This is a genomic window from Ruegeria sp. BE9 (assembly GCF_056538765.1).
On the sequence record NZ_JBQFTS010000001.1, the window covers coordinates 1,033,641 to 1,051,259 of the forward strand.

General features: G+C 55.1%; 16 protein-coding genes. 11 read left to right on the forward strand and 5 right to left on the reverse strand.

All coding sequences use genetic code 11. The features are described from left to right. The first annotated feature begins 30 nt into the window (after window positions 1–30). Genes ACR0EO_RS04990 through ACR0EO_RS05010 form a run of 5 tightly spaced genes read left to right on the forward strand, consistent with a single transcriptional unit; the run spans window position 31 to window position 3,896 of the window. Window positions 31–186, forward strand: a complete 156-nt coding sequence (locus ACR0EO_RS04990; RefSeq protein WP_480687586.1) for a DUF5993 family protein — start codon at window positions 31–33, stop codon at window positions 184–186. 8 nt (window positions 187–194) lie between these two features. Further along, entirely contained in the window at window positions 195–758 is a 564-nt protein-coding gene (locus ACR0EO_RS04995) for a disulfide bond formation protein B (RefSeq protein ID WP_480687588.1), read from the forward strand. 34 nt (window positions 759–792) lie between these two features. Beyond that, window positions 793–1,155: a DUF3302 domain-containing protein gene (locus ACR0EO_RS05000; protein WP_480687590.1), complete on the forward strand. Its 363-nt coding sequence runs from the start codon at window positions 793–795 to the stop codon at window positions 1,153–1,155. A gap of 21 nt (window positions 1,156–1,176) precedes the next feature. Further along, window positions 1,177–2,322, forward strand: a complete 1,146-nt coding sequence (locus tag ACR0EO_RS05005; protein WP_480687592.1) for an HlyD family secretion protein — start codon at window positions 1,177–1,179, stop codon at window positions 2,320–2,322. An 11-nt stretch (window positions 2,323–2,333) separates the two neighbouring features. Then, on the forward strand, window positions 2,334–3,896 hold the full coding sequence (locus ACR0EO_RS05010) for an efflux transporter outer membrane subunit (protein ID WP_480687594.1): 1,563 nt from the start codon (window positions 2,334–2,336) through the stop codon (window positions 3,894–3,896). Between the two features lie 3 nt (window positions 3,897–3,899). Here the strand turns inward: ACR0EO_RS05010 and mprF are convergent, their stop codons facing one another. Further along, window positions 3,900–6,509 (reverse strand): bifunctional lysylphosphatidylglycerol flippase/synthetase MprF, encoded by a 2,610-nt coding sequence (gene mprF, locus ACR0EO_RS05015; RefSeq protein ID WP_480687596.1) that lies wholly within the window; start codon window positions 6,507–6,509, stop codon window positions 3,900–3,902. Between the two features lie 101 nt (window positions 6,510–6,610). Next, entirely contained in the window at window positions 6,611–7,039 is a 429-nt protein-coding gene (locus ACR0EO_RS05020; protein WP_480687598.1) for an Lrp/AsnC family transcriptional regulator, read from the reverse strand. A gap of 86 nt (window positions 7,040–7,125) precedes the next feature. Between ACR0EO_RS05020 and rocF the strand changes: the two genes are divergently transcribed. Then, window positions 7,126–8,046, forward strand: coding sequence for an arginase (rocF, locus tag ACR0EO_RS05025; RefSeq protein ID WP_480687600.1), 921 nt, complete (start codon window positions 7,126–7,128; stop codon window positions 8,044–8,046). Further along, window positions 8,046–9,089 carry an ornithine cyclodeaminase gene (locus ACR0EO_RS05030; RefSeq protein WP_480687602.1) on the forward strand — a complete coding sequence of 348 codons (1,044 nt, stop codon included), beginning with the start codon at window positions 8,046–8,048 and terminating at the stop codon, window positions 9,087–9,089. Before rocF ends, ACR0EO_RS05030 begins: the two co-directional genes overlap by 1 nt. 53 nt (window positions 9,090–9,142) lie before the next feature. Here the strand turns inward: ACR0EO_RS05030 and ACR0EO_RS05035 are convergent, their stop codons facing one another. The 3 genes from ACR0EO_RS05035 to dctP form a co-directional block, all read right to left on the reverse strand. Beyond that, window positions 9,143–10,546 (reverse strand): TRAP transporter large permease, encoded by a 1,404-nt coding sequence (locus ACR0EO_RS05035; protein WP_480687604.1) that lies wholly within the window; start codon window positions 10,544–10,546, stop codon window positions 9,143–9,145. Window positions 10,547–10,549: 3 nt separating this feature from the next. Next, window positions 10,550–11,179 carry a TRAP transporter small permease subunit gene (locus ACR0EO_RS05040; RefSeq protein WP_480687606.1) on the reverse strand — a complete coding sequence of 210 codons (630 nt, stop codon included), beginning with the start codon at window positions 11,177–11,179 and terminating at the stop codon, window positions 10,550–10,552. 64 nt (window positions 11,180–11,243) lie between these two features. Continuing rightward, the gene (gene dctP, locus ACR0EO_RS05045) at window positions 11,244–12,260 is read right to left on the reverse strand and encodes a TRAP transporter substrate-binding protein DctP (RefSeq protein ID WP_480687608.1); all 1,017 of its coding nucleotides are present in this window, start codon (window positions 12,258–12,260) and stop codon (window positions 11,244–11,246) included. Between the two features lie 426 nt (window positions 12,261–12,686). Here dctP and acs point away from each other — a divergent pair, with 426 nt between their 5' ends. The 4 genes from acs to ACR0EO_RS05065 all read left to right on the forward strand — a co-directional run bounded on the left by acs (window position 12,687) and on the right by ACR0EO_RS05065 (window position 17,609). After that, on the forward strand, window positions 12,687–14,651 hold the full coding sequence (acs, locus tag ACR0EO_RS05050; RefSeq protein WP_480687610.1) for an acetate--CoA ligase: 1,965 nt from the start codon (window positions 12,687–12,689) through the stop codon (window positions 14,649–14,651). Between the two features lie 7 nt (window positions 14,652–14,658). Continuing rightward, window positions 14,659–15,342 carry an adenylate kinase gene (locus ACR0EO_RS05055; protein ID WP_480687612.1) on the forward strand — a complete coding sequence of 228 codons (684 nt, stop codon included), beginning with the start codon at window positions 14,659–14,661 and terminating at the stop codon, window positions 15,340–15,342. Window positions 15,343–15,524: 182 nt separating this feature from the next. Then, window positions 15,525–15,809 carry a DUF4212 domain-containing protein gene (locus ACR0EO_RS05060; protein WP_480687614.1) on the forward strand — a complete coding sequence of 95 codons (285 nt, stop codon included), beginning with the start codon at window positions 15,525–15,527 and terminating at the stop codon, window positions 15,807–15,809. A gap of 15 nt (window positions 15,810–15,824) precedes the next feature. Continuing rightward, window positions 15,825–17,609, forward strand: coding sequence for a sodium:solute symporter family protein (locus tag ACR0EO_RS05065; RefSeq protein ID WP_480687616.1), 1,785 nt, complete (start codon window positions 15,825–15,827; stop codon window positions 17,607–17,609). Window positions 17,610–17,619 lie beyond the last annotated feature (10 nt).

Consider the following 17,619-nt stretch of genomic DNA (forward strand, 5'->3'; position numbering starts at 1 on the left):
AATCGTAGCACGGGAGGGGAGATCCGGGCCATGATAGCGCTTTTGTTTGCGTTACTTACAGCCACTATGGGGCTAAATTACTTTAATCGAACGACAGCCGCCAACGTGCTGTTCTTTTTCACTCTGGCGTTGAGTGTGTACTGGCTGAAGTACCACGCCACCAGTCAACTGACGATCCAGTTGTAGGGGGCGAGATGACACCTGAACTTTCACGCACTCTGAACGCGCTGGGAATGCTGGCAGTTAGCCTCGTCCTGCTGCTCGCTTACGTCTATCAGCTGAAACTATACGAACTGCCCTGCCCTTTGTGCCTGTTGCAACGGGTTGGTTTTGTCGCCGTGGGCGTGGGTCTAGGACTGAACTTACTGTACGGCGCACGTCCTCAGCACTACGCAATCATGTTGTTTGCCGCACTGTTCGGTGGAAGTGTTTCTGTACGCCAAATCCTCCTGCACATCGTTCCCGGCACCGGGCACTATGGATCGCCTGTTCTGGGTCTTCACTACTACACTTGGGCAGCAATCTGCTTTTTCCTGATCCTTTTGGGGACGGCGTTCATGCTGTTGTTCGACCGCCAATACAAAAGCGAACCACAGCCACGTTTCGGGGGCAGCCTATTGGCGAAAATCGCGTTTTTCGTCATGTTTGGTCTGGCTGCGTTGAATGCGGTCTCAACCCTGCTGGAATGCGGCCCGGGAATCTGCGCAGACCCTCCCACGAGCTACAAATTGATTGACGAAATGGGTGGCAACGGCTGAGGATGGGGCAACCTTCCCAAAAGGAGGCACGAGCATGGGATTACTGGGGCAGCCGCTTGGCTTTTACGACTATCTGACATTCGTGGCACTAATTTTGCTGCTGGCCGCTGTAATGGCGTTGTTTCTGTTCCTAATGGGGCTGCCAGGGCGCATTGCGATCAAACGCAATCACCCCCATGCCGAAGCCGTCAAGATCATGGGCTGGATGGGTTTCCTAGCCATTGTCCCATGGGTTCACGCCTTTATGTGGGCGTTCCACGATGGCGTCACGGTCGACATACGCCGCACCCCTGATGACGAAAAGGATGCTATCCGCAAAGAAATCAAACGGTTGGGTGGTTCGGTGAACGAAGAGTACCGCGACCCGCTGGACCCTGACGACACCCAGAAGAGCTAAGGCCAAAGGAAACCACAGACTATGTTCGTTGCCCTAGGCATTACGCTGTTTTACATCATTTTCGTTTGGTTCATTTTTTTCAAAGCGCAATGGCTGAAATTCAACATTACATGGGGCATCGTATCCTTCTGGGTCGGGGCTCATCTGCTGTTGATTTTCCTCGTTGCGCTTCGGTTCTTTCAGCCTTTCTCTGTTGATAGCCACGTGGTCCGCTCGACCATTCAGATCGTGCCGCGACTGACCGAACCGACCATCCTGACAGAAGTGCTGGTTGAACCGAATACCGAAGTGAAAAAGGGAGATCCCCTTTATCGTTTTGACGACACCGTTTTCTCGCTTGAGGTCGAAGAAGCTAATGCTCAGTTGGTCGCGGCCGAACAGAACGCCAAAATACTCGAACAAGATGTGATCGTTGCCTCTGAGGCTGTGGAGCGTGCAAATGCGCAACTGGCCTACGCGCTGACACAACAAGCGCGTTATGAGAACCTCGTTCCGGCGGGTGGTGCTCGGCAAGATGAACTGGATCGATGGAACGAGCAAGTCACTGAGGACCAAGCTCAAATCAAAGAGGCCGAGGCCAATCTGGAAAAAGCACAGTTGGCGCTGGATTCTCAGATCGACGGGGTAAACACCGGAATCCTTCAGGCGCAGGCCCAGTTGGATAAGGCCCAGTATTTCCTCGACAATACAACGATCTACGCACCAGAGGACGGCATGATCGTCTCGCAGCAAGCTAGACCGGGCTTAGTTGTTGGCGATATTCGATTGGGGGCAATCGCCAGCTTCGTCACCACGGATAATCCCTACATCCTGGCGACGTACCGGCAGCAGAACCTAAAGTTTGTCGAGCCCGGCCAAGAAGTTGAAGTCGCGCTTGATCTTTATCCCGGCGAAATCCTGACGGGCAAAGTCGAGGCTATCTGGTGGGCCACTCGTCAAGGACAGTACCTTCCGTCCGGTCGGCTGCCGGGCTTTGAACTTCCTAAGCTGCCCGGTCGCATTGCGGTGCAAATATCGGTCGACATCCCGGACGGCCACACTTTCCCGGCCGGTGGGCACGCAGCAGTGGCCATTTACACTGGGCAAGGTAAGAGTTTTGAGTTCCTGCGGCGCATAAATATTCGCCTCTACTCCTTTGCCAATTTCATCCGACCCCTGGATATCTGAGGACACCTGATATGACCCGGTTCAGAGTATACCGCAGACTGATGGGGACAGCCCTAAGTGCAGCCTTGCTCGTCGGCTGCACGCCTGTCGGCCCAGACTTCGTGCGCCCTAACTCTCCGGTCGTAAAACAATGGATCGAGGTAAATAGCCCCAGCACTGGCCAAAGCGGCTTAACATCCCGCAGTGCACCTGTCGTCAAATGGTGGGAAACGTTCAATGACCCCACTCTAAACAAGCTGATCTCAGAGGCTTATGCACAGAACCTCGACCTTCAAGTGGCCGGCGCTCGAGTTCTACAAGCTCGGGCACAATTGGGCATCGCATTTGGAGAACTCTATCCGCAGTCTCAAGCCATCGGTGCCTCGGTTGAACGCCGTCAAGTCAGTGACAATCTCGGGCCTATTTCGGATATTCGCCGGATCATCCCTTTGGACACCGAGTTCTCAACCTCGCAGGTTGGCTTTGACGCACAATGGGAATTGGATGTGTGGGGGCAGCAGCGACGTGGAGTACAAGCTGCTCGTTCTAATCTGGCTCTGCAAGTCGCCAACTACGACGATGCTTTGGTCACACTGACGGGCGATGTTGCGGCCCTATACGTGAACATTCGCGCGTTGCAGGAATCTCTTTCTGTTGCTCGAGAGAACATCAAGCTGCAACAAGAATCCGCTGACCTGACCCAACTACGGTTCAACAATGGCGTAACAACCGAACTGGACGTGCAGGAATCCACTGCCCTATTGAACAACACTAAGGCCTTGGTGCCGCAGATCGAAAGCGACTTGCAGCAAGCCAAGAATGCTCTGGCCGTTTTGCTGGGGACCACACCATCACGTATGACCAGCCTGCTAGGTAATTCCGGCCGCATCCCTTCGGCCCGCTCAAACGTAGCAGTCGGAGTTCCCGCCGAATTGCTGCGTCGACGCCCCGACGTCCGCGCCGCCGAACTGGCCGCGGCCACACAATCCGCACAAGTCGGCATTGCGTTGGCCGATCTATATCCTCAATTCATCTTGTCTGGTTCAATCGGGTTGCAGGCATCGGGTGGGCGCGATTTGTTTACGTCCGCAAGCTCTACCGGTTTGGCGAATGCAGGTGTTGTTTGGAACGTGCTGAACTACGGCCGGATTAAGAACAATGTCCGCGCACAGGATGCAGCCTATCAAGCATTGATCGCGAACTACCAAAACACCGTGCTTACAGCATATTCCGAAGTCGAAAGCGCAATGGTTGCTTATTCGCAGTCCAGAAAGCAGGTCGGTTTCTACGAAAACAGTGTTGCGGCGTCGCGGAAGGCGGCCGAAATAGCGATCGATCAATATCGTGACGGCGCTGCAAGCTATTCTCGGATTCTAAACACTCAGACAGCCCTGCTGCGGTCGCAAGCCAACCTGATTGAAGCGCGACAGCAGGTCTCAAGCAATCTGGTTGCAGTTTACAAGGGACTTGGGGGCGGATGGCAGATCCGCCAGAACCAAGAATTCCTACCTGAGACCGTTTTGGCCGAAATGGCATATCGCACGGATTGGGGCGATCTCTTGGAAGAAGCACCTACGCGCGCCAGCCTGAACTAACACCTACTTCGTAAGCCCACGAAGCCCGCCTGAAATCAGGATGTTCACCTCGTACAGAATACGTGGGGCTGCCAGACCGCCGGGGCTGGCTAGGTAGTTCGGGCTCCATTCCGGGTCGAACTTCTGCTTGAAAGAACGGAGCCCTTCGAAGTGATAGAACTGCTCACCATGTTCATACACAAAGCCGCCAACCCGGTTCCAAAACGAAGCCAACTGGCGGTTTTCGATCCCGGCGAAGGGTGCCGCACCCAAAGAAAACCATTCAAACCCTTGCTCAGCGCCCCATGACATCATTTCGGCAAACAAAGCATCCATGACAAAACTGGGGCTATCAGGTTCATATCGCATTAAATCCAACGAAAGCTCAGATTTGTGACCGCCTTGAAAGAGGTTAGCGAACGCAACGATCTGCCCAGTATCTCCGTTCCTTAAAACAGCGTGATCAAAGTACGACAGGTAGTTGTCATCAAACCCGCCCAGAGCAAAACCCTTCTCTTCTCCTGCCTTGTTTTCAAGCCAATGATCCGAAACTTTGCGCAATTCAGGCAGGACTGGCGCCAGCTCTTCTTTTGGAATGATCTCGAATATGTATCCTTCGCGTTCGGCGCGGTTCTTCGCCTGACGAAACCGCTTGCGCGATTTGCCGTCCAGAGAGAAATCTTTCAACGGCACGCGCGCCACTTCACCGATTTTTAAAATCGAAAGCCCCAGATCCAAGAAGGTCGGCAGGTATCTGGTGGAAACACTATAGAAGGCACACAGTTTCCCTTCTCGGTCCGCCATTTCACGCAATTGCCAGATCAGTTGTTGCCCGGCCTTTTCATCGCCGACTGGCTCCCCCTTGCTTATCAAAGCATTTCCGGTATCCGCATAAGCAATAAACGCGGTTTCATCCGGCGAAATTAGGAATTGCTTGTCTCCTGTGAGCGATATTTGAGCTTCGGTATCCTCGCTCTCCAAGGCCAGCCGCTCAACAGCCGGGGGAATTTCAGTGCGAACTGGCACCGGGATCTCGCGCCCGAACAATGAGTTGACGGCGACCACCCCCAAAATAACGGCCACAACAAGGCTTGACCTTAAGAAGCGTGAAGCATCCCCATTCCAGGCAAACTCCCACCATAGTGAGTTTTGATATTCGACGTGCGAATAGGCAAAGAGTCCGATCCAGAAAATAACGGCCAACAAGGCCATAACGCTTACCAACCACGGTATGTTCAGGCGGAATATGGATGCGCCACTTACACGATAGAACGCACTGCGGAATGTTGCCAACAAGGCTATTGTACCCAGCAAACTCAGCGCTTCGTGGGTATCCAAGCCCTTAGTCAACGAGGCGACGAAACCTGCCACCATCAACAACATCGCAACGACCCAGGCCCGATAAAGCTTGCGGAACAATCCCCTTGAAACAAGCAACAGCAACACACCAACCGCACTGCCCGCCAGATGTGAGGCCTCGACAAACGACAGGGGCAGGAAGTCACGCAGAGCACCGAGGTTTTGGCTGCTGGAGGGAAGCGCTCCGGATACCAGCAGTACCACCCCCGCTACGGCTGCCACCCCCGCTGCGACCATTGGAACGATCGGCCGGATCGCCCGATATACCCAAGTCGCCGCCCCGCCAATATGATGGCGATGACTTAGCGCGGTTGCTGCGGCGATAGACAGGCTGGCGATCGCAAATGGCAAAAAGGTGTACACCAAACGATACAAAAGCAAAGCCGCAATTACATCAGACCGCCCAGACGCTCCCAGCCCGGCAATCAAGGTCGCCTCGAATGCACCAATACCGCCCGGAGCGTGGCTAAGGATTCCGACCGCGATGGCACCTATGTAAATCGTAAAGAAGTATGGATAACCAACTCCTAAATCGTCCGGCATCAGCACATACAAAGTCATGGATGCGCCAGTCAGATCTCCGATCGCTGCAAGCGTTAGTAGACCTGATAGTTTGCCGCCCGGCAGATTGAAGCCCACCCCTCCGTAAGCCAGCCTGCGCCCGCCTTTTGCAAGCCAAATGAACAGAGCTACTAAAGCTGCCAGCAGACACAAACCGATAAGAGTTTCCGCTGTGTCACTGATTGGTAAAACCTTAGAGATACCATCAGGGTGAAGGGTCAGCAGAATGCCAAGCAGAAGCACCAGACCGGACCAAAAAGCGATCCACGAGGTTGCAATGACTCCAGCTACACGGCTCAGGTCCAACCCTAACGACGCATAGATGCGGTATCGGATCGCCGTTCCAGTGATGTACGAAAACCCAAGGCAGTTCGACACCGCATAGCCGCTGGCGCCAGCCATGCCAGCCACTGGCAAAGGTACTTCTCCGTCGGCCACGCTTTGAACAGCAAAGACGTCGTACATTGATAGGGACAGAAAACTGAAAGCGGTCCAGCATAGAGCAAAGAACATCAGCTTCCATGATGTATTCGCCACATCCGTTTTCACGTCCGACCATTTTACGTGCGAAGATAGTTCGTGCAGAACAGTCAGGGCGATCAAAGTGACCAGAATTGGGATCGCTATTTTAATCCACGGTTTTTCCAGAAAACCTGACACACGTTCAGCCCAGCGAACTGCCCAGAGTTCTTCGCCCGTCTCCTGATCGGTCATGGTCTTCCCCTGCCCTCAGGCACTGCAATCATACCTCGCGCATATCAGCCGCGCAGGGCAACTCTGGCACAATTTCTTTGAACCTCAAAGCACTACGAGGTTTACACCCGACCTTTACGTGTAGACAGCAACAGATTGGTTTCAGAACGTGTAATCCCCTCCATCCGCCGGATCTGGAACAGAACCTCATCAAGTTCAGCCAGTGTCTCTGTGCCAATTTCTGCAATCAGATCCCAACTGCCATTCGTTGAATGAACAGCGCGTACCTGACGCATGGCAGCAATTCTGGCCATTGTCCGCTCGGTTCCTCTGCCTTCGATTTCGAGCATCATAAGACCACGAACGGGGCTTTCAGCGACGTCTTGCCTTGTGAGAACGGTAAAGCCCACGATCTCGCCTGAATGCTTCAACCGCTGCAATCGGCTACGCACCGTCGTCCGGGTCACCCCAAGCGTTTCGGCAAGTTCAGACAACGAGGCTCGCGCGTCCCGATGTAACGCATTGAGCAGCCTATTATCCAAATCGTCCATATGATCTTCTCAATTCGCACTAGATGGTTTCATTTTGAACATTTTGCCCTCTTCTCGCAAGACATCGCGTCGGCCTAGATAATCATATGGAAAAGAAAAACGTTATACTGGTTGGCGCCCCGATGGACTCGGGTAAACGCCGACAAGGGTGTCGAATGGGCCCCGATGCTTATCGGGTGGCAGGGCTAAAAGAAGCTCTGACAGATCTGGGTCAAACGGTCTCTGACGTTGGAGATGTTGCCCCGGACACAACCGGCGTGGCTGAGCATGATCATCTGTTCGCTCTGCCCGAATGTATCGGTTGGACAAGCGCCTTGAGCCGAGCTGCGCAGGATACAGCACCGAAGGGCCTGCCAATATTCATGGGCGGCGACCATGCTTTGTCGATGGGCACTGTAACTGGAATGGCGGCTCATGCTGATCAGGTTGGACGCCCTCTGTTCGTTCTTTGGCTGGACGCACACAGCGATTTCCACACGCCGGACAGCACCGGCAGCGGCAACCTTCACGGAACGCCCGTCGCCTATTTCACCGGACAACCGGGGTTTGACGCGTTCCCATCTGTTCCAAACCCGGTACCGACTGACCGCGTTGGAATGATTGGTTTGCGTTCGGTCGACCCAGCAGAACGTGCCCGCCTAGAACAAGACCAAGCGATGCTGGCTGACATGCGCAGCATCGATGAACACGGAATCAAAGCTCCTTTAATGGCATTCTTAGACCGTGTTCGGGCTGCAAACGGTATCCTGCACGTCTCGCTTGACGTTGATTTTCTTGACCCGTCCATCGCGCCTGCTGTCGGTACAACCGTGCCCGGTGGCGCGACAGAGCGCGAAGCGCATCTGGTCATGGAACTATTGCATGAAAGTGGCTTGGTCTGCTCGTTGGATCTGGTCGAGCTGAACCCTTTCCTTGATGAACGCGGGCGCACCGCAAAACTGATGGTCGATCTTGCCGCGTCCCTGTTGGGCCGCCGTATATTTGACCGCCCCACCCGGAGTTTCTGATGACCCAACCTTCTGACAAGGCCCTAGTGCCATTTGTTTCCGTCGATAACATGATGCGCCTTGTTCATCACGTTGGCCTGGAGCGGATGATCACTCAGATCGCGGCCCAAATCGAAGCGGACTTCAAACGCTGGGAAAGCTTTGACAAAACTCCGCGCATCCCAGCCCACTCACCGCATGGCGTGATCGAACTGATGCCGACCTCGGACGGCGAAGCATATGGGTTCAAATACGTTAACGGCCACCCAAAGAACACCTCAGAAGGTCTGCAGACCGTTACCGCGTTTGGGCTTCTGGCTGATGTCTATACTGGCTACCCGACACTTCTGACCGAAATGACAATGCTGACGGCGCTACGAACCGCAGCGACCTCCGCACTGGTGGGCAGCTATTTGGCACCGAAATCCTCGACTGTAATGGCCATGATTGGCAACGGCGCGCAGTCAGAATTTCAGTGCCTGGCCTTCAAAGCGATGTGCGGGATCACAACCGTTCGACTGTATGACACCGACCCGAACGCAACAGCGAAGTGTGCTGCTAACCTTCAGGGTAAAGGCCTGACGGTTGTGCCGTGCAAGACGCCCGAAGACGCTATTGAGGGCGCGGATATCATCACCACATGCACCGCAGACAAAAAATACGCCACCATCCTGACCGACAACATGGTCGGACCAGGCGTGCACATTAACGCCATCGGCGGGGACTGCCCGGGTAAAACCGAGTTGCACCGTGACATCCTCCTTCGATCGGACATCTTTGTTGAATACCCCGAACAGACACGGATCGAAGGTGAGATTCAGGCGCTGGACGACGATCACCCGGTGACCGAGATGTGGCAAGTTATCTCTGGACAGGCCGAAGGGCGTCGTGATGACCGTCAGATCACCCTATTCGATAGTGTTGGCTTTGCGATCGAAGACTTTTCGGCACTTCGCTACATAAAGGAAGCCATCGAAGGCACTGATTTTTATGAACCGCTGGACATGCTGGCCGACCCGGACGACCCGCGTGACCTGTTTGGAATGCTAATGCGGGCAAGCTGAAGAACCCGTAGATTGCAGGAACTCGCCCCCGGCTTCTCGCCGGGGGCTTTTTTCTAACCTGCCAAGGACGGCAAATAGAGAACGATGCCGGGAAACGCCACCAGCAGAGCGATAGTGACCGCATCAGCGATGAAGAATGGTGTTACGCCTTTAAACACGTCCTGAACGCTCAGATCAGGGCGCACGCCAGCGACTACGAAACAATTCAGACCAATAGGCGGCGTAATCAGACAGAACTCTGCCATCTTCACTACCAATATACCGAACCATATCGCGCACATCGGCCCCGACATGCCAAAGGCACTGTCTGCTGCGCTGACAGATTCTCCTCCGTTCAGGGCCATCACGGCCGGGTAAACCACCGGTAGCGTCAGCAGCAACATCCCGATGGCATCCATGAACATACCCAGCACGGCATAAGCCAGCAGAATACAAATCAGGATTAACATCGGTGACATTTTCAGGGACGTAATCCAATCAGAGAAGGCGCCAGGAAGATCCGCAAACCCGAGGAACCTGACGTAGATCAAAACGCCCCAGATGATCGTGAAGATCATCGCAGTAAGCTTGGCCGTTTCCAGCAGAGCTGATTTCAGTTCCTTCCACCGCATCCCGTGGAACAGGGCAAAACAGAACACGATAAAGGCCCCTATGGCACCGCCTTCGGTTGGCGTGCCCCACGCGTCCTCACCAAATGGATTGTAGACAAAGCAGATGATGATCAGGATGACCGCGACGATTGGAAAAGCGCCGGGCAAGGACGCAAACCTCTGCTTCCATGTAAAGCCGGTGACGGGTGGACCTACTGACTTGAAAATAACGGCAATACCCACGATCAGCAGACCATAAACAACAGCTGAGAAGGCACCGGGAATAAACCCCGCCAACAGAAGTTTTCCGACATCCTGCTCAACGATGATCGCATAGATCACAAGGATCGCCGACGGCGGGATCAAAGAGGCCAACGTACCACCTGCCGCAACAACCCCAGCTGCGAATTGTTTATTGTATCCGACCTTCAACATCTCGGGGATAGCGATCCGGGCGAAGACGGCCGACGTGGCCACCGACGCGCCAGAAACGGCGGCGAACCCAGCAGTGGCGAAGACCGTAGAAACCGCCAATCCTCCGGGCACCCATGCAACCCATCGTTTTGCCGCTTCGAACAACGCGCGGGTCAGACCGGCGTAGTACGCAAGATAACCGATGAGAATGAAGGTGGGGATCAGGCTGAGCGTGTGGGCCGCAACCTTAGAGTGCGGTACTTGCCCAGCCGTTTTCACGGCCACCGTCACAGCCTTGCCAAAACGATCCGGATCGTAGCCAAATTTAGCCCAGAAAATCCAGATCAGCCCGATCAATCCGGCAAGTCCTGCCGCAAAGGCCACGCGCATTCCGGTGACAACCAGAACCAACAGACCGCCCGTGACCCACAGGCCAATTTCGATCGTGTCCATTTGTTAGTCCTGCCCTTCGAATTGCTCAGCTTCGGCGGCGGCCTGCGCTGCTGTGTCCTGTATCAAAGGCACGGCGACCGGGTTTTCGAGGCCCAGCACGAGGGCGCGCCCATATCCCCAAACCTGCAGCACCAAGCGAACGCACAGCACAGAAAAAGCCACCGGCGCCAAGAGCTTTGCTGGCCACAAAGGAATGCCGATGTCGATGGAACTGTCCCTACTCCACAGAGGGGCACCAAAATCGAAAGATCGGTCAAAATGGGACCAACTTCCCCAAACCAGCGCCAGCATCAGAACAAGTATTAAAATGACCGAGATCAGCTCGAACAGCCACAGTGCTCGTCCGTGAAGGCGCGAGATAACGATATCCATGCGGATATGCCCGCCATCGCGCTGGACATAAGAGATGCCCAGAAAGGCGATCAAAGGCATCGCCTGTTCGATCCAGTCGACATACCCCGGCAGTGGTGCGTTGATCGCATTGCGCCCGCTGACTGAAACAACAGCGAGTACCATAAGACCGAAGACGGCAAGGCCGCTGATCAATGCTAAAAACTGCTCTAACTTCAAAAGGTGGCGGTCCAGCCGACTTAGGCGACTGCCATCCTCTAGCACCGTGGCCTGTCCTGCCATTACGGTGTTCCCCTGTATTTATGATTGGTGTCCGGGTGCCCATTCAGGCACCCGGAAATTGCGATCAGTTACCGCCACGCTGCTGCGTCAGAGTAGTTTGAACCAGATCGTAAAGGTCCTGAGCAGGAAGCCCCTGTGCAGACATGTCTGCAATCCATTGCTCGCGAATAGGATCGGCGGCTTTGGTGCGGAATTCTTCGATCACGGCGTCGTCGATCATGACCTTCTCAACGCCCTTCTCCGACAGCACGCCATCCCATTGCTCTAACAAGCCACCATAGTTCGTTAGGTAATGGTCAATGGCTTCATCAATCGAACTGTCCAACGCTTCGCGGTGTTCGGCGGGCAGCGCCTCATAGGCTTCGATGTTCACCACAACAGGGCAATTCACAGTGCCGGGGTTCAGGTTAGCTGTCCACCAATCAGCTTCGTTGATTGTGCCAAAAGACAGGTGCGCATGCTGGGCAAATGCCACTGTGTCCACAACTCCGGATTCCATAGCGTTGAAAGCTTCGGTCGCGGGTACCGAGGTCGGAACCCCACCAACCGCTTCAAAAGCCTGGCCCAGACCGCCTGTTGCGCGCACACGCATGCCATCGAAGTCAGCGAGCGTTGCCCGCGGATCGCCGGTCCCTACCAGATTGTACTGTGGCATGGGTGAGGTCATGATGATGCGCGCGTTCCATTGCGCCATTTCATCTTTTACTGCCGGGTGATCATAAACTGCGTGGCTGACGGCCACTTCTTCATCCAGAGTATTCACGCCGAGAAACGGCAATTCCAGCACCGTGATTGCACGGTTCTTATCGCGGTGATAACCGGCGCAGAACTGAGCCATCTCAAAGGCACCAATCTCGATCCCGTCCAGATTCTCTTTGGGCTTGGACAAGCCGCCGTAGCTGACGTTGATCGTAAATTCGCCACCGGTTTTTTCGCTTACCAACTCTGATAGCTTTTCGACATGCTCAGTGAATGCGCGTCGTTTACCCCAGACCGAGGCGTTCCATTCGGTTGCTGCTGCTTCGGACACCAAGGCAACGCCCAAAGCGGCCACGGCTGCGCCGCTCAACATCTTCTTCATACTGATTTCTCCCTTTGATGCGCCCCTTGTTAAGGCGCTTGACGCCAAAGCTAGCGCCAACATCGAAATGTGCCAACCCCGCGTAAAGTTCCGGGTCTCTGATCCCGGAATATGTTACACGCTAACAACCAAAAGGAGAGTACAGCAGTTCAGTTTCGGCAAAATAAAGCCCAAAACCGAGCGACTTTTCTTTGACATCTATTTATCTGTTTTTATTTATTTTTTACACCTAATTTGACCATTTGTTAACAGTTTATACCGCTGGCGAGAAATTTATTTACAAACTAACTCATGGTTTTCTGTAATTTATTCCATTGTTTTCAGTTCCCAGTATTATTCGTCTCGGGGAGGAGCAAGATCGACGTGACCTGAAGTTCAGGTCAACATCGATCCAGTGAAATTCAGTCCAGAGGGAGGAGCCTCAGTATGACAACCGCTGCCCAGGAAGGTGCAAAAGTCTATCCGCCAAGTGCAGAGACCGTCGCGCGTGCTCATGTAGACGCAGAAAAGTACAATGAAATGTACGCGGCCTCAATTAACGACCCCGAAGCGTTCTGGGGTGAGCAAGGCAAGCGTATCGACTGGATCAAGCCCTACACACAGGTCAAAGACGTCAACTATGACTTCGGTTCGGTCGGCATCAAATGGTACGCCGACGGCACACTGAACGTATCGGCCAACTGCCTGGACCGTCATCTTAAGACGCGCGGCGATCAGACTGCAATCATCTGGGAGCCGGATGATCCGAACGACGAAGCGCAGTACATCTCCTACGCTGAACTGCACCGTCGCACCTGCCGAATGGCAAACATTCTTGAGACCATGGGTGTTCGCAAAGGCGATCGCGTCGTCATCTATCTGCCGATGATCCCCGAGGCGGCTTATGCCATGCTGGCTTGTGCCCGCATCGGCGCCATCCACTCGATTGTTTTTGCTGGTTTCTCTCCTGACGCTCTGTCCGCACGTGTAAACGGAAGCGACGCCAAAGTAATCATCACCGCCGACGAAGCACCGCGCGGCGGCCGCAAGACACCGCTTAAATCAAATGCAGACGCTGCTCTGCTGCATTGTAAAGACACCGTTAAGTGTCTGGTTGTTAAGCGCACCGGCGGTCAAACCACATGGGTTTCTGGCCGGGACTATGACTACAACGAAATGGCTCTCGAAGCGGACGACTATTGCGCCCCCGCTGAGATGAGCGCCGAAGACCCACTGTTTATTCTGTATACATCGGGTTCCACCGGTCAGCCCAAGGGGGTTGTTCATACAACGGGTGGATATCTGGTCTATGCCGCAATGACCCACGAAATCACTTTTGATTACCACGAAGGTGACGTGTACTGGTGTACTGCTGACGTCGGCTGGGTTACCGGTCACAGCTACATCGTCTACGGTCCGCTGGCCAACGGCGCGACTTCTGTCATGTTTGAAGGCGTTCCGACCTATCCAGATGCAGGTCGTTTCTGGGAAGTTTGCGCCAAGCACAAAGTCAACCAGTTCTACACTGCTCCGACCGCCATTCGCGCCCTTATGGGTCAGGGCAACGAGTTCGTCGAAAAGCACGATCTCAGTGATCTACGCCTGCTGGGAACAGTGGGTGAGCCGATCAACCCGGAAGCTTGGAACTGGTACAACGACGTCATCGGCAAAGGCAAATGCCCGATCGTTGACACTTGGTGGCAAACCGAAACTGGTGGTCACTTGATGACCCCCCTGCCCGGTGCTCATGCAATGAAGCCCGGCGCAGCCATGAAGCCTTTCTTTGGTGTGCAGCCCGTGGTTCTGGACCCGCAGTCTGGCGTCGAAATCAACGGAAATGGCGTCGAAGGTGTTTTGTGCATCAAGGACAGCTGGCCCGGTCAAATGCGTACTGTCTGGGGTGACCATGAACGGTTCGAGAAAACCTACTTCTCGGACTACAAGGGCTACTACTTTACCGGCGACGGTTGCCGCCGTGACGAGGGCGGTGACTACTGGATCACTGGCCGTGTTGACGACGTGATCAACGTATCGGGTCACCGCATGGGCACCGCCGAGGTCGAAAGCGCGCTGGTTGCACACGCTGCAGTCGCTGAGGCCGCCGTGGTTGGCTATCCGCATGAAATCAAAGGGCAAGGCATCTACTGCTATGTCACATTGATGAATGACCGTGAGCCCAGCGATGAGCTGTTGAAAGAACTGCGCACCTGGGTACGGACCGAAATCGGACCGATCGCCAGCCCGGACGTGATCCAATGGGCCCCCGGTCTACCCAAAACCCGTTCGGGTAAGATCATGCGCCGCATCCTGCGTAAGATCGCCGAAAACGACTTTGGCTCGCTGGGCGATACTTCGACCCTTGCGGATCCTTCGGTCGTTGACGACCTGATCCAAAATCGCGCGACGAAGTGAGGGTGTGATGGACGCTGCCACAACCACCACTCCCGCTGTTCTGATCCTTCTCGGCCCTCCGGGCGCCGGGAAGGGAACACAAGCTCGCATGCTTGAGGACAAATTCGGCTTGGTTCAACTCAGCACTGGCGACTTGCTGCGTGCTGCTGTCGCCGCTGGGACAGACGCAGGTAAAGCGGCCAAGGCCGTTATGGAAGCCGGCGATCTGGTCAGCGACGAGATCGTCATCGCCATCCTGCGCGATCGCATGGCCGAACCTGATTGTTCTAAAGGTGTGATCCTAGACGGATTCCCACGTACAACCGTTCAGGCAGAGGCGCTCGACGCCCTTCTGGCTGAAAGCAAACAAAAGATCAGTGCCGCTGTCAGCCTCGAGGTCGAGGACGCCGAAATGGTTGTCCGTATCTCGGGCCGCTACACCTGCGCAGGCTGCGGCGAAGGCTTCCACGACCAGTTCAAGAAACCGGCGGTCGAAGGTAAATGCGACAAGTGCGGCAGCACCGAATTCAAACGCCGCGCCGACGACAATGCAGAAACGGTTGCGTCTCGCCTAACGGCCTATCACGCGCAAACCGCACCGCTGATCACTTACTATGACGGCCAGGGCGTCCTTAAGCGCACTGACGCCATGGGCAAGATTTCGAACATTGCAAGCGATCTGGAGGAGATCGTGAACAACGCGATGAACTAAGGGGAGGAGCAAGGCCCCGAGAGGCTTTGATCCTTTAAAGGAATACTTCGAAGGACCGCCTTGGCGGAACAGAGGAGTTTTGTCTGCCGTCATTCAGGCGTCAGACGCAATCAGAGAGCGGCCTGCGGCACTGGAGGAGTCGGGCACGGGCCGCCCAAGAGGGAAGCAAGGAGGAACCCGCTATGGCGGATCAATCTACCAACTCTGCGCAGTCTGCCGAAGCCGATAAGGGCTATTGGCAGGCCAACCTGCGCCTAATCTACATCAGCCTCATCATATGGGCGCTGGTGTCTTTTGGATTCGGCATCCTGCTGCGTCCTTTGCTGTCGGGCATCGCCGTCGGCGGAACCGACCTGGGCTTTTGGTTCGCTCAGCAGGGATCGATTCTGGTCTTTCTGGTGCTGATCTTCAACTACGCCTGGCGCATGAACAAGCTAGACGCCGAACACGGCGTAGACGAAGAATAAAGGAGAGCGGGGATAATGGATCAGTTTACCATCAACCTGCTGTTTGTTGGCGCATCCTTCGCGCTATACATCGGCATCGCGATCTGGGCCCGTGCGGGTTCCACATCTGAATTCTACGCTGCTGGTCGCGGCGTTCACCCGGTCACCAACGGTATGGCAACAGCGGCGGACTGGATGTCTGCGGCCTCGTTCATCTCGATGGCGGGCCTCATTGCCTTTACCGGCTATGACAACTCGACCTTCCTGATGGGTTGGACCGGTGGCTACGTGCTGCTGGCTCTGCTGCTTGCGCCTTACCTGCGCAAGTTCGGCAAATACACTGTCTCGGAATTCATCGGCGACCGTTTCTACAGCCAGACCGCACGCGTTGTTGCGGTGATCTGTCTGATCGTTGCGTCGGTTACCTACGTTATCGGTCAGATGACCGGCGTTGGCGTGGCTTTCGGCCGCTTCCTTGAGGTTTCCAACACATCCGGTCTGCTGATCGGTGCCTGTGTCGTGTTTGCATACGCGGTGTTTGGCGGGATGAAGGGTGTAACCTACACCCAGGTTGCTCAGTACTGCGTGCTGATCACTGCCTATACCATCCCGGCGATCTTCATCTCGCTGCAGCTGACGGGCACGCCGGTCCCGGCGCTGGGTCTGTTCGGTGACACCGCAAGCGGTGAGCCTCTGCTGACCAAGCTGGACGCTATCGTGACCGAGCTGGGCTTTGCTGAATACACAGCTCACCACTCGAACACGTTGAACATGGTGCTGTTCACACTGTCGCTGATGATCGGTACTGCCGGTCTGCCGCACGTCATCATGCGCTTCTTCACCGTTCCCAAAGTGTCTGACGCACGTTGGTCGGCTGGTTGGACGTTGGTCTTCATCGCCCTGCTGTATCTGACTGCTCCTGCGGTTGGTGCAATGGCACGTCTGAACATCACCGACATGATGTGGCCCAACGGTGGCATCGAAGGTGGCGCTGTTTCGGTCGAAGAAATCGACACGGATCCGCGTTACGACTGGATGAAAACCTGGCAGAAAACCGGTCTCCTGGATTGGGAAGACAAGAACGGCGACGGCAAAATCCAGTACTACAACGACAAGTCCGAAGCGATGACCGCAATCGCGGAAGAAAATGGCTGGGTTGGTAACGAGTTGACCAAGTTCAACCGCGACATCCTGGTTCTGGCCAACCCCGAAATCGCCAACCTGCCGGGTTGGGTAATCGGTCTGGTCGCGGCTGGTGGTCTTGCGGCTGCTCTGTCGACCGCTGCGGGTCTGTTGCTGGCGATCTCGTCAGCTGTGTCCCACGACCTTGTCAAAGGTGCGATCAACCCGCAAATCTCTGAAAAGGGTGAACTGCTGGCTGCTCGTATCGCAATGGCTGTTGCCATCGTTGTCGCAACCTACCTGGGTCTGAACCCACCGGGCTTTGCGGCGCAAACGGTTGCTCTGGCCTTCGGTCTGGCTGCTGCTTCGATCTTCCCGGCGCTGATGATGGGTATCTTCTCGACCCGCATCAACAACACCGGCGCAGTCTGCGGCATGCTGGCAGGTTTGACCGTTACTCTGGTCTACATCTTCCTGCACAAAGGCTGGCTGTTCATTCCTGGCACCAACTCGTTCACCGATGCTGATCCGCTTCTGGGTCCGATCAAGTCGACTTCGTTCGGCGCCATCGGTGCGATGATCAACTTTGCAGTCGCATTTGTTGTAGCCGGAATGACCAAAGAGACTCCGCAGGAGATCAAAGATCTGGTCGAAAGCGTTCGCATTCCCCGTGGCGCGGGCGCAGCTCAGAATAAATGAGCCTTATGCG